This window comes from Pedobacter frigoris (assembly GCF_005116445.1).
GTDB lineage: Bacteria > Bacteroidota > Bacteroidia > Sphingobacteriales > Sphingobacteriaceae > Pedobacter > Pedobacter frigoris.
Genome location: NZ_SWBQ01000005.1, coordinates 358730 through 371537 on the forward strand (window position 1 = coordinate 358730; position 12808 = coordinate 371537).

11 protein-coding genes are annotated in these 12808 nt (G+C 41.9%); 9 read left to right on the plus strand and 2 right to left on the minus strand.

Annotation, left to right across the window (positions count from 1 at the left end; translation table 11 throughout):
• Positions 1 to 72: 72 nt before the first annotated feature.
• The 7 genes from FA047_RS17605 (at position 73) to FA047_RS17635 (ending at position 9348) form a co-directional block, all read left to right on the plus strand.
• Positions 73 to 3615: a SusC/RagA family TonB-linked outer membrane protein gene (locus FA047_RS17605; protein ID WP_225872775.1), complete on the plus strand. Its 3543-nt coding sequence runs from the start codon at positions 73 to 75 to the stop codon at positions 3613 to 3615.
• Positions 3616 to 3626: 11 nt separating this feature from the next.
• A complete protein-coding gene (locus tag FA047_RS17610) occupies positions 3627 to 4988 on the plus strand; it encodes a RagB/SusD family nutrient uptake outer membrane protein (RefSeq protein WP_136837394.1) in 1362 nt (453 codons plus the stop codon).
• A 15-nt stretch (positions 4989 to 5003) separates the two neighbouring features.
• Positions 5004 to 5975, plus strand: a complete 972-nt coding sequence (locus FA047_RS17615; RefSeq protein WP_136837395.1) for a discoidin domain-containing protein — start codon at positions 5004 to 5006, stop codon at positions 5973 to 5975.
• Between the two features lie 33 nt (positions 5976 to 6008).
• The gene (locus FA047_RS17620; RefSeq protein ID WP_136837396.1) at positions 6009 to 7145 is read left to right on the plus strand and encodes a TlpA disulfide reductase family protein; all 1137 of its coding nucleotides are present in this window, start codon (positions 6009 to 6011) and stop codon (positions 7143 to 7145) included.
• 10 nt (positions 7146 to 7155) lie between these two features.
• Positions 7156 to 8289, plus strand: coding sequence for a TlpA disulfide reductase family protein (locus FA047_RS17625; RefSeq protein WP_225872776.1), 1134 nt, complete (start codon positions 7156 to 7158; stop codon positions 8287 to 8289).
• A 152-nt stretch (positions 8290 to 8441) separates the two neighbouring features.
• Positions 8442 to 8879, plus strand: coding sequence for an SRPBCC family protein (locus FA047_RS17630; RefSeq protein ID WP_136837397.1), 438 nt, complete (start codon positions 8442 to 8444; stop codon positions 8877 to 8879).
• A 97-nt stretch (positions 8880 to 8976) separates the two neighbouring features.
• Positions 8977 to 9348, plus strand: coding sequence for a helix-turn-helix domain-containing protein (locus FA047_RS17635; protein ID WP_136837398.1), 372 nt, complete (start codon positions 8977 to 8979; stop codon positions 9346 to 9348).
• Here the strand turns inward: FA047_RS17635 and cdaA are convergent.
• Both cdaA and folP read right to left on the minus strand, forming a co-directional pair.
• Positions 9345 to 10136: a diadenylate cyclase CdaA gene (gene cdaA / locus FA047_RS17640; RefSeq protein ID WP_136837399.1), complete on the minus strand. Its 792-nt coding sequence runs from the start codon at positions 10134 to 10136 to the stop codon at positions 9345 to 9347. The two genes, FA047_RS17635 and cdaA, sit on opposite strands and share 4 nt — an antisense overlap.
• 29 nt (positions 10137 to 10165) lie before the next feature.
• Positions 10166 to 11023, minus strand: a complete 858-nt coding sequence (folP, locus tag FA047_RS17645) for a dihydropteroate synthase (protein WP_136837400.1) — start codon at positions 11021 to 11023, stop codon at positions 10166 to 10168.
• A gap of 49 nt (positions 11024 to 11072) precedes the next feature.
• Between folP and FA047_RS17650 the strand changes: the two genes are divergently transcribed.
• Both FA047_RS17650 and FA047_RS17655 read left to right on the plus strand, forming a co-directional pair.
• The gene (locus FA047_RS17650) at positions 11073 to 11615 is read left to right on the plus strand and encodes a DUF1599 domain-containing protein (protein WP_136837401.1); all 543 of its coding nucleotides are present in this window, start codon (positions 11073 to 11075) and stop codon (positions 11613 to 11615) included.
• A 16-nt stretch (positions 11616 to 11631) separates the two neighbouring features.
• Positions 11632 to 12783, plus strand: coding sequence for a BT_3928 family protein (locus FA047_RS17655; protein ID WP_136837402.1), 1152 nt, complete (start codon positions 11632 to 11634; stop codon positions 12781 to 12783).
• Positions 12784 to 12808 lie beyond the last annotated feature (25 nt).

The following is a 12808-nucleotide window of genomic DNA, read 5'->3' on the forward strand; positions in this document are numbered from 1 at the left end:
CGAAGTATGGAAAACTATGCTTTAAATCGAGGTATGCCTTTTAAGTGGCTGCCAACCAAAATTCTATTGATTATGAAGTTAATCATAGTGCTAATGACCACCTTTTTGATTCAGGCAAGTGCTGCAGGCTATGCTCAGAAGGTTACTTTAAATGAAAAAAATGTTTCGCTTGGAGCAGTAATTGATAAAATACGTTCACAAACTGGGTACGACTTTGTATTTAACTCTGAGGAGGTTAAAAATGCTAAAAAAGTAACCATCAGCCTGAGCAGCGTGGAACTGAAAGATGCTTTGAGGGCTGTTTTTAGGGATCAGGATCTTACTTATTCGGTAAAGGATAAATTCATTGTGATAGAGCCCGCCAAGCCCTCCTTTATAGATAATCTAAGTGCAATGTTTTCAAACATTGATGTGCGTGGACGCGTGGTAGATAGTGCCGGCGATGTACTTGTTGGAGCTACTGTAACGGTTAAAGGACAAAAGCAAGGGGTCAGAACAGGTGCGGATGGTTCGTTTTTTCTGCAAAATGTAGATGATGGCGCAATACTGGTTATCACTTACACAGGCTATAAGACGAAAGAAGTCAGATCGTCAAAAGACGTTGGAACCATCCGAATGGATGTTGCCGTAGCAGACCTGGAGGAAGTTGCAGTAACTGTTAACACGGGCTACCAGCGGATTAAGCCGGAACAGAGCACAGGTGCGGTTTCGCAAATAGGTACTAAAGAATATGAATCAAGGGTAAGTTCTAATTTCCTTGATGGACTGGTAAACCGTTTACCAGGATTGTTGATTAACAACAGCGTACAGTTTACCAGTACTACTCCTGGCGTTGGTGAAACTACCAGGCCTTTGTTCAATATCCGTGGTATTTCTACCATGTCAGCCAACCAAAGTCCGTTAATCGTAGTGGATGGTTATCCAACAGAGTTGACGCTGGATATGATAGACCCAAATGAAATAAAGTCGGTGACGATCCTTAAAGATGCCGCCTCTGCCACTGTATATGGGGTAAGGGCATCTAATGGAGTAATTATTATTGAAAGAAAACAGGCAAGCCCTGGGGCTGCACAGTTTAATTTCAGGACTACATTGGGCCTTACGCCAGAGGAAAATTATAGCCGCTACCGGTGGGATCCAGAGGCGTCGGGCATCAATGCAAATTACATACGTGAAAGACAAGCGCTAATTGTCACACCATCTAGCTGGAATGCCTTGTATGCGCCGGGATCTTTAGGGGGTAATGTACGTCGTTCTATTCCCTACTATATTCAAGCCCAGCTAGCCGCCGGCATTATTACACCTGCACAGGCTGAAAGCTCTTTTGCAGAACTGGCTAATTATGACAATCTTGAGGATTACAGTCGTTTATTCCAGAGGACGGCAGTTGCGCAAACAAATACCTTGAACATTTCGGGTGGTGTGCCAAACGCACTATATTACATCACGGCCAATTATACGGGTAACCGCAATAATGCCATCCTGAATGACAACAACAGATTTCAACTGACGGGCCGCACTACCCTTAAACTCGCAAAACGATTGAGTTTGGAACTGATAACTGAGTACCAGGAAAGTCGTATCAACGGCGCTCCAGTACCGGGTGCTGCTACCTATGCAGGTTATGAGCGCTATGAAGATGTAAATGGTAACCCTGCCGCCATCACTTCACAAAGCTACGCACCGGTTTACAATAGTTTCCTCCTATCGCAAGGCTTGTTAGACCAAAACTATTACCCGCTAATTGAAGCGAATAAAGTAAGTAATAAAACGCGCACGTTAAATAACAAGACCATTGCCAATTTTAACTATAATATTGGAAAAGGATTTAACCTATTGTTCGGCGGGGTATATGAAACGTCCCGTACAGAGTTCAAGCATTTGGCTGGCCAGGGTTCCAATGAGGTGAATAGCTACGTAAATAATTATACCATCACTCCTACGGCTGCTAACCCTACGTTGGCATTCAAAAGGAATCTTCCTGACGGGGATTTCCTCCGTCAACAGAATACTACTTCAACTAGTTATACGGCGCGGACGCAATTAAATTATAATAAAAGAATTGGTAACCATTCCCTTAACGGTATAGCAGGTGCTGAAATACGCCGCGTATTAGCTAAAGGTAATTTAGCGTCTTACTTTGGCTATAACGATCAGAGTTTGTTGCATCAGCCTGTAGATTATGCTGCGATATTTAATGGTGTAACAGGAACTACTGGTACACTTGTTACGGGAAATGGCCTTGGACTTTTGAATAGTTTTTTTAACCAGAGCTATGATGACGACCGGTTTGTATCGGCTTTTTCTAATGTTGTCTATTCCTTTAAAGATACGTATTCCTTATCGGGAAGTATCCGCATTGACCAATCAAACCTTTTTGGTAGTGATCCAAAATATAAATACAAACCATTGTGGTCATTAGGTGCTGCCTGGAACATACATAGGGAAGATTTTATGAGCAAAATAAACTGGCTTCACCAGTTGAAACTGCGCGGTGCTTACGGATTTAATGGAAATGTAGCTAAACTTTCGCTTCCACAGGTAATTGCCAGGGCTCAGAACAATTCACAGAATTCACCTGTGCTTCCTTCGCTCATCTTATCCTCCAATGCCAATACAGGCCTGCGTTGGGAACAGACTGAGAACTTAAACTTTGGGCTTGATTTTGATGTTTTCAAAAACATTACCGGTAGCCTTGAGTATTATACCAAAAAAACAACCGATGTAATGGGTAATTCTACGATCGACCCAACGCTCGGTGCCAGCTCTGCCTTAATCAATTATGCCACCATCAGAAATAACGGGCTGGAATTTAGCCTGAAGTCTGATTGGATCACCACCCGGAACTTTAACTGGAATACGGGTATTGTGATTGCTAAAAATAACAGCAAGGTACTTGATGTGTATAGAACGGGACGTTACGATCCGCAGATTCTTGATGTATTGGGTTATGTAAGTGGTTATCCAGTGGGTGCTATGTTTTCTTACAATACAACAGGACTTAACAATGAGGGCCACCCCATCATTATGAATCAAAATGGGGAATCATTTGTGGTAAACACCAGTACTACAGGAACACCTTTAGTTACTGCGATGTCAGATAAGAATTCAGGACTGGTACAATATTCGGGAACATCTGTTCCAACTATTAGCGGTGGACTAAGTAACAGAGTGGATGTTGGCAATTTTTATTTCTTCGCAATGATCAATTATTATGGTGGTTTTAAAGTACGCGTGCCGAGACCGACACCGGAAGTCACCAGACCTTTAAAAGGGTCAAATAACTTTTGGAGGGTTGCTGGCGATGAAGAGCGCACAGATATTCCAACCCTAACTGACCTGAATAGCTTTGCGCCAGGATTGGCTTACCGTTATAACAGCAACTATGTGGTTAATGGTGATTACATGACACTAGGAGATGTAACGGTTTCGTATCGGTTAAATGACGTTAGCTTTACAAAAAAGGCTGGTTTCAAGAACTTTGAGATCAAAGCCCAGGCTTCAAACGTGTACTCCGTTGGGTTTAACCGTGAAAACTTTAGTATGGCTACGGGAAGTTACGCAAAATCGTATCTAACTCCTACGTATACACTTGGTTTGTTCACTAACTTTTAAAATTTAAACTGATGAAGAAATTAAAATATATAACCGCCAAACTGTTGCTTTGCTGCATGATTTTTAGTGGTTGCGACAAATATCTGGATGTGGAACCAAAGGGCAAGCAATTGCTGAAAACAACCAATGACTATGATCTTTGGTTAAACGCAATAGCATTCACAACTGAAATGAGCAGTCCTTATTTGGATTATATGACCGACAATATGGATTACCTAAGCGTTAATACTCCGCCAGTTACGCTTGCTGATTTCGTTTATACCTGGCAGCCACAGTTTACAAATGATGTTAGTGCAGCCGCCTATCTATGGGCTGACCATTACCAACGGATTAGTTTGTACAATACTGTGTTGTTAGGTATTGACGCTGCTGAAGGCGGTACTGCATCTCGGAGGAACAGTGTTAAGGCGGAAGCCTTACTTGGCCGTGCATTTTCTTATTTTTACCTGGTGAACGAATATGCCAAGCCCTACGACGCTGCAACTGCGGCTACTGATTTGGCTGTACCTTTTGTCACTTCAGACAATGTAAGTCAAAAAGCTCCACCAAGAGCTACGACGGCTGAAATTTATCAACATATCATTGACGACATCAATGCGGCTATCCCAAACCTTCCTGTTGACAATAGCAGCGCAAGGTTTCGTGGTTCCCAGGCTGCTGCATATAGCGTATTGGCACGCGTTTATTTATACAGAAGAGAATATAGTGAAGCGCTGCGTCATGCAGAGCTGGCGCTAGCAAATACCCGTGCAACAATGATTGATTATACCACTCCTGCTTCCTTTCCAATCACGCAACTTGTAGTGTCTCATCCGGACGCGATTTACGGTAAGGGATATGCTGCTGCCGGTATTCCGATAGCCTTAGACTTCAAAGCTTCGTTCGCCAGCAACGACGCAAGAAGGACAATTCTTTATTCGAGCTGGACAAGTACCGTAAGAGGGGCGACTGCGTTCTACGCAGCTGCAGTTACACCAATTTTTCAGCTAACCAATTCCGGTACGACTGTGCAGGAAATGCGGTTAATTGCTGCGGAATGTGCCGCAAGGGCAAACAATCTTACAGACGCTCTAAATCATTTGAATATAGTTCGCAGGGCCAGGTATACAGGCACGAGCAGAGATTTCAGTTCGGCTGATCAAAATGTTGTGTTTAATGAAGTACTGGCCGAGAGAAGGCGTGAATTGCCTTTCCATAGCTTACGCTGGTTTGATATGCGGAGATTTGACATGGAAAACAGGATGCCGGCAGTAACCCGGACCAATGCGCAGAATACAGTGATAGCCACGCTTGAGCCGCATAGCCCGAGATACACGCTGCAAATACCGATACAGGTGACGGCCTTTAATCCAGATATGCCCCAAAATCCATAACTATAAAATCAAGAGATGAAGACATATAAATTAAATTTATTAGCAATATGCACGGTAGCGCTATTGTTTATGGCTTGCAAAAAAGACAAAACTGGCCGCGAAGCCCTACCTGAAGGTAGTGTAACTTTTGATGTGCCGGCTTCAACAGATGTTGTGGCGAGAGATTTCGACATCAGAAATGTGTCTGTAGTTACCGTAGAAATGAAAGCGGCGCTACAAGGTAGTTCGTCTTCGGATGTTCATTATGTGACCTTTGCCACTGATACGACTAAAATAGCAGATTATAAGCTGAAATATGGCAATGCCGCCCTTTTACTTCCCACAAAAAGCTATCTGTATTATAAGCCAACGGTAGCCATCGCTGCCGGGACTAATCTTTCAGAAGCGGCGATACTAAATCTTAGTTTTCAGACCACACTGCAGCCATTCACCACCTATGTGCTGCCGTTGACCATTGCATCTGTAGACGGCGTAGCGCAGGATCCAAAGGCACGTAAAGTTATTTACTATGTCTTTAATACAAAAGAACCACGTTATGTGAACCATGCCGGATATACTCCTACTGCTACTGCATCTTCTACATTTGGAACTAACGTAGCGGGCAGAGCAATTGATGCAACTACTGGTACAACATTTTGGGCAAGTTCTAATACCGTGCCGCTGCCACAATTCTTAACTATTGATTATGGACGCAATGTTACCTTTCCTGGATTAGACTATTTTTTTCCAACGGGCTTAACCGCTGCCAATGGAGCTCAGACAACCTCTGCTAAAGTGGAAACAAGTGTAGATAACATAACCTGGACAGATAAGGGTACGTATGCAATCAATGTCAACAATACCGCTAAAATGCACACTATAACTTTGCCTTCATTAACTACAGCCAGATACTTACGCTTCACCATTTTGGCTGCAAATCCATATGTAGCATCAGCAACAATCACTTATAACATAGGTTTTGTGGGCGGGATTTTGTTGTTAAATTAAAAAAGATAACTCTTAATCTATAAAAATAGAAAAATGAAAAAAACAATATTTTCAGTTTTGATGCTGCTGCCCTTTGTGGTAGCAGCTCAAAAAAGCTATACGATATCTGGAAAATTACCCGCTATAAAAGGTCAGGCCAAGGCATATCTTGTTCTTTTAAGGAACAATGCATGGAAGGAAATTGATTCTACGGAAATCAAGGACGGCAAGTTTCAGTTTACCGGAAGTGTTGAGGAGCCTCAAAGTGCAATTCTCACAGTTAGACGCAATGGTGCAGCAGATTTCGGAAGACAACGCGACTCCCAAGGTTTTTTTATAGAGAATTCGAAAATTTCTATGGTTGGTACAGATCTGATCAGCAACGCCCAAATCACGGGTTCAGTTGCTGATTCTGAAAATCGTGAAAGAGAGGCCATGATTAAGCCGGTTACGGCCAGAATCATAGCATTACAGGATGAATACGGAAAGAAAGCCGCAGACGGGAGCTATGTGAAATCATTGGAAGAACGTAAAATGGCGGGCGACAGTGTTCAAAAGCTGGTAGCTAAGAATAAGGATATCAGTGTTAGGTTTGCAGAGAGCCATTTAAATTCTTTTATGGGGCTTTATACCTTTAACATGTATGTGCTGGACAGTAAATTCGAAGCCTCAAAAGTAGAGCCCTTGTTTCATCGCTTTTCTGCTGTATTAAAATCCTCTCCTCTTGGCTTGCGGACCGCCGAGAAAATTGAAATAGGTAAGCGCAGACAGGCAGGATCTAAGGCAACAGATTTTACTCAAAATGACCTCAACGATAAACCATTCACGCTTTCTTCTTTAAGAGGCAAATATGTGCTGGTAGATTTTTGGGCCAGCTGGTGCGTGCCTTGTCGCGCGGAAAACCCGAATGTAGTAAAGGCATACAATGCACTAAAAGGTAAAAACTTTGAGATTGTAGGTGTGTCGCTTGATTATCCGGGAGGTAAAGCTGTTTGGGCAGATGCAGTTAAAAAAGACGGCCTGCCATGGATTCATGTGAGCGACCTGAAAGGCTGGAAAAATGAGGTGGCTGTGATGTACGGCATCAATTCGGTGCCTCAAAACCTGCTGATTGATCCGAATGGAATAATCATTGGTAAAAACCTGAGAGGTGAAGCACTCACGGAGAAATTGAAGGAATTGATTAAATAGATTTTAATAAATGATGAACATAAAAAAAACACTTGCTTTCTTCCTGATTCTTTTGGCAGGGAGCAGCATGGCGCAAGATAAATTTGAAATATCCGGCAAACTGGCTGAGGCAGGAAAGGATAAAATGGTAATGCTGAGTTACAAAAACAGCGAAGGGAAAGATGCCAGGGATAGTGCAGTTGTAAAAAATGGAAAGTTTTTACTTAGCGGTACCACGGCATTTGCAAGTAAAGCATATCTGTCATTGGTACCTCTGAAGAAAGATACAGCTAAGCGTGGGGGCCAGTCTGACTATCAGGAATTTTATCTGGAAAAAGGCAAATATAAGGTGACTGGTAAGAATAGCATGGCTAAGGCGAGCATTATAGGTGCTCAAGCACAAAAAGATTATCTTCAATACAATGAACAACTAGGCGCAATGCTTGCGCAATTTAAAGAGATCACGCAAAGGTTTACGAAGGCATACTATGCAAAAGTGAAAGATACCGTTGAGATCAAAAAGATACAGGCGGAAGCAAGACCTGTGCACGCAAAAATAGAAGCGGCTCTGGACTCCTTTATCTTCAGTCACCCCGATTCCTATGTGACACTTGATCTCATCAGTGAGAACAAAACTGCTGTTATTGATCCTGGGACATTCGGACGTTATTATGATCCGCTTAGCAAAAGGGTTCTGGCAAGTTATACCGGACAGAGGCTGACAGCGAAGTATGATAAAGCTAAACAAATTGCAATCGGAAAAGCAGTAGATTTTAGGCAGACAGATGATAAAGGAGCAGAATTTAAACTGTCATCCTTAAGAGGTAAATATGTACTGGTAGATTTTTGGGCTAGCTGGTGTGTGCCTTGCCGTGCAGAGAATCCACATTTGTTGAAAGCTTATAATCAACTGAAAGATAAAAATTTTGAAATCGTGGGTGTTTCCCTTGATGAAACAAAGGCTGCATGGCTGAATGCGGTGAAGCATGACGGTATGCCTTGGATCCAGGTGAGTGATCTGAAAGGGTTTAAAAGTGATGTAGCTGTTAAATATGGTATTAGTGCAATCCCTCAGAATTTCCTCATCAACCCTGAAGGGGTGATCGTAGCGAAGAACCTGAGAGGTGAAGATGTGAACGAGAAAATAGCTGCTTTTATTAAATAAGAGATGCAGAGAACAGATTGCACCCATATTTAAGTGCAATCTGTTGGAGATCGAAGTTTGACGGGATAAGCCCTAAATATGTCGCAATTACGCCTTTACATTCCTTATAATCTTCCCGATCTTAGATTAACATAAACCTTAATGATAAAGACATGGAAAGATTAACATTTAATATCACGATTGACGCCCCAAGAGAAAAAGTATGGAAACTTCTTTGGAGTGATGAATCTTATCGCGAGTGGACTTCTGCTTTCTCTGAAGGATCACGGGCAGAGACTGACTGGAAAGAAGGAAGCAAAGTTCTCTTTTTAGGCGAAGGTGAGGACGGAATGGTTTCGAGGATCGTCAGAAATATACCCAATGAATTCATGTCTATAGAGCATCTGGGGATGATACAAAATGGTGTGGAAGATCTGGATAGTGATGCAGTAAAGGGATGGTCCGGCGCTTTGGAAAATTATACGCTAAAAGACGTAGATGGAAAAACAGAACTCTTTATAGAAACAGACATGGATGAGAGTTATGTAGAGCAGTTTAAACAAATGTGGCCAAAGGCTTTGGATAAATTAAAGACAATGGCGGAGAAGTAAAGGGAAAGTGCCTGTTTTAGTAACTGTAATTCATTTTTTATTGGAAGCTTCATGAGTATCATTGTGACCAGAAGACAACTGATATTAAATCTTGAAGATGAAAGATACAAGCCGTTTTGAAAGGGGAGGGTATATCACGCCCGACAGGAAATTGGTAATAAGACTCGAGGAACTGATTGAGCATTCTTTTAAGTCGGAACATCACCCTAATTTCTATGCAGATGAGATGAAAATTTCTATGAAACGTTTGAACAGCTATACCATGTTTTATGTTGGTAAAACTGTAAACAGGATGATTGAGGATAGGATTCATGAAGAAGCATTAAAATTGTTGTGCTCAACAAAACTTTTGATCAAGGATATCACCTATCTGCTTGGAGTCAATGACCCTTCCTGGTTTAGCCGCTGCTTTAAGAAGTATACCGGATATTCGCCAAAGGACTGGCGACGTATGAACATGGGCGCTTAAAAATCTTTGTTCAGTAATTTCTCCAGTTCGCCAAAAGAGACGTTCATTCTTACACGGCCCTGTTTTGCATAGGCAATTTCCCCTGTTTCTTCCGAGATGATGACAGCAACCGCATCGGTGGTTTCTGAAACGCCGATTCCGGCCCGATGGCGCAATCCGAACTGAGGCGGAAGCTTGTCATTATCCGTAAGTGGGAGAATGCAGCTTGCACTTTTGATCTTATTTTCAGCAATGACTACGGCCCCATCATGCAGCGGACTGTACTTCTGGAAAATGCTTTCCAGTAAACGTTTGGAGATTTTTGAGTCTATCATCTCACAACTGTTGGCAAATAGCTGATCGTCATAAAACTTCACAAAGACGATCAATGCACCTGTCCGTGATTTCTTCATGCTCTTGCAGGCATCAATGATCGGTTTGATACGCACGAGATTGTCTCTTTCGATATTTTTACTACCGAACAAGTATCCCCACCAGGCCTTGTTTTGCTGGAGAAATGTGTTTTTACCGATCAGCAGAAGGAAACGCCTGATCTCGGGCTGGAATATCACAATCAACGCGATAATCCCCACACTCATGAATTTTTCTATAATTGCGGTAAGCAACTCCATGTGTAATTGTTTCACCACAAACCAAATGATCATGATGATCAGCATTCCGAGCAGAAGATTTACCGCAAGGGTATTCTTGATGAGGTTGTAGATGTAATAAATGAGCAATGCAACAAAGACAATGTCTACAACATCAGTTACAGTTATTTTGAGAAAATCGAAATCAATTGTTTTCACTTCGTATTTATGATTTGGTTTGAGCTCCGTCAGCTCGTTTGTACCAAGGTAAGAATTTTTATAGTTTCAACAGCTTCTTTGACATCGTGTACACGCAAAATACGTGCACCTTTTTGTAAAACGATAGTGTTTAATACGGTAGTTCCGTTTAATGCTTCTTCCGGCGAAGTTCCAAGGAATTTATAGATCATCGATTTTCTGGATACGCCGACAAGTAAAGGTAATTGAGGTATCTGCAGATGCTCCATTTGCTGCATTAGCTGATAATTGTGCTGGAGGGTTTTTGCAAATCCGAAACCGGGATCCAGAATGATATCTTTTACTCCCAGCTTTTTCAATGTCGAAATTTTATTAGAGAAATAATGCAATACTTCCAATCCTATATTTTCATAATGAGGATTTTGCTGCATGGTTTGCGGTGTTCCCTTCATATGCATCATGATGTAAGGGACCTGCAGTTGCGCAACGGTTTCAAACATGGCTTCGTCCATGCCACCTGCCGATATGTCGTTGATGATATGTGCTCCTGCTTCAATACTTTCTTTGGCGACCTTTGCCCTGAAAGTATCAACAGATAATATCGCTTCTGGTAACTTTTTTGTGATGGCTGCAATCACCGGAAGCATTCTTTTCAATTCCTCTTCTGCACTGACCTCTGCTGCGCCTGGTCTGGAAGAATATGCACCAATGTCTATAAACGTGGCTCCATCCTTTAAAAATGCTTCTGTTCTTTGTAAAGCGTCATCCACAGAGCTGCTGCGGCTGTTCCCATAGAAGGAATCCGGCGTAAGATTTAGTATGGCCATAACTGCCGGGGTACTTAAATCTAATAGCCTTCCTTTAACGTTTAATGTGGTCTTTCCGTTTAAAAATGTATCTTTAGCCATTGTTTGAGTACAAACTTAGATAAATGTTTCTATATAAATTATTATTCTTTTGGCAACAAATACTTCACAGGAATACGACTCAATAATAGCGGTTTGCAAATCGCTTTTTTTGAAGAAAACAAATGATTATGGCACTGCATGGCGTATCCTAAGACCATCATCAATTACAGATCAGATTTTCATTAAGGCGCAGCGGATCCGTACGCTTGAAGAGAAAAAAGTATCGAAGGTAGGTGAAGACATCACTTCGGAATACATCGGTATAGTCAATTATTGTATCATCGGAATGATTCAGCTGGATATGGGGCCGGAAGATCCCAATGAGCTTGAAGTGGCGCTTGTAGAACGTTTGTTTGATGAGAAAGCAAACGATACAAAAGAATTGATGTTTGCCAAGAATCACGATTACGGTGAGGCATGGCGCGACCTGCGTATCAGTTCTCTGACAGATTTAATCCTGATGAAAATTTTCAGGGTGAAACAAATAGAGGATAACCTGGGGCAAACCCTCGCTTCCGAAGGTGTGGATGCGAATTATCAGGATATGCTGAATTATGCAGTTTTTGCATTGATCAGATTAGGTGTAAAGTAGATATTGAAATAACCAGATGAAAAAAAGCTTACTTAACTTTTCAAGAATATTTGTTGGAGTCCTGTTTATATTTTCGGGCCTGATAAAAGCAAATGACCCACTTGGCTTTGGCTACAAGCTACAGGAATATTTTGAGGTATTTCACATGGACTTTTTAAGTGGCTGGTCAACCGGAATAGCCATTCTATTATGTGTCTTTGAGATTGTACTTGGTGCATTGTTGCTCTTCGGCTTCTGGCGCAAACAGGTAACAACAGGCTTGTTGCTGGTGATCATATTCTTTACGTTCCTGACGTTTGTATCGGCAGCATTTAAAGTGGTGACTTCATGCGGATGCTTTGGCGACGCAATACCATTGACTCCATGGCAGTCTTTCTCTAAAGATCTTGTGCTGCTTGTATTGATCTTAATCTTATTCAGGAACAGGGAACGCATTATGCCGGTTACGGAGAATAAGGGTATTCAGAATACGCTATTTGGACTGGTATTGACAGCTTCTTTATTGTTTAGTCAATACACCTACAGCAGGTTGCCGATTTTGGATTTCCTGCCATATAAAATAGGAGCCAATTTACCCGAACTGATGAAAATCCCAGCAGGGGCAAAGCCTGATGAATACCAGATCATGTACAACCTGAAACACAAGGAAACAGGGGAGAAGAAAGTGATGAGTGATAAGGACTACCTGAAGACAGAAATCTGGAAGGACGACAACTGGGAGATTGTAGGAACACCGGAAAGTAAATTGATTAAAAAAGGCTACCAGCCGAAGATTAAAGATCTGCTGATCACAGATGCTTCAGGAACAGATTATACCAAAGAACTGATTGAAAATCCATATTACAACCTGATCGTTGTAGCCTATAATTTAAAGGAAACAAATGATGATGGGATGTCTAAACTGAATGCGCTTGCACTTAACGCGGCGGAGCAGTTCAACATCCGGGCGGTATTATTGACTTCAAATTCTGCCCAGGACGCGGATGCTTATAGCAAAAGAATGAAGCTGTTTATGGAAGTTTTCTATGCTGATGCTGTGCCTTTAAAAAGTATGGTTCGTGCTAGTCCGGGAGTTTTATTGTTGAAAAACGGAGTGGTGATTAACAAATGGCATTATAACAATGCTCCTTCAATAGACGAGCTGGCAAAGGAATATTTTGCCAGGTAACATTGATCAATTAGAAAGTTAAGGT

Excerpts from the sequence above, each read along its gene's own strand:
- FA047_RS17605 (WP_225872775.1), top strand. The coding sequence starts at position 73 with ATGAAGTTAATCATAGTGCTAATGACCACCTTTTTGATTCAGGCAAGT.
- FA047_RS17610 (WP_136837394.1), top strand. The coding sequence starts at position 3,627 with ATGAAGAAATTAAAATATATAACCGCCAAACTGTTGCTTTGCTGCATG.
- FA047_RS17615 (WP_136837395.1), top strand. The coding sequence starts at position 5,004 with ATGAAGACATATAAATTAAATTTATTAGCAATATGCACGGTAGCGCTA.
- FA047_RS17620 (WP_136837396.1), top strand. The coding sequence starts at position 6,009 with ATGAAAAAAACAATATTTTCAGTTTTGATGCTGCTGCCCTTTGTGGTA.
- FA047_RS17625 (WP_225872776.1), top strand. The coding sequence starts at position 7,156 with ATGATGAACATAAAAAAAACACTTGCTTTCTTCCTGATTCTTTTGGCA.
- FA047_RS17630 (WP_136837397.1), top strand. The coding sequence starts at position 8,442 with ATGGAAAGATTAACATTTAATATCACGATTGACGCCCCAAGAGAAAAA.
- FA047_RS17635 (WP_136837398.1), top strand. The coding sequence starts at position 8,977 with ATGAAAGATACAAGCCGTTTTGAAAGGGGAGGGTATATCACGCCCGAC.
- folP (WP_136837400.1), bottom strand. The coding sequence starts at position 11,023 with ATGGCTAAAGATACATTTTTAAACGGAAAGACCACATTAAACGTTAAA.
- FA047_RS17655 (WP_136837402.1), top strand. The coding sequence starts at position 11,632 with ATGAAAAAAAGCTTACTTAACTTTTCAAGAATATTTGTTGGAGTCCTG.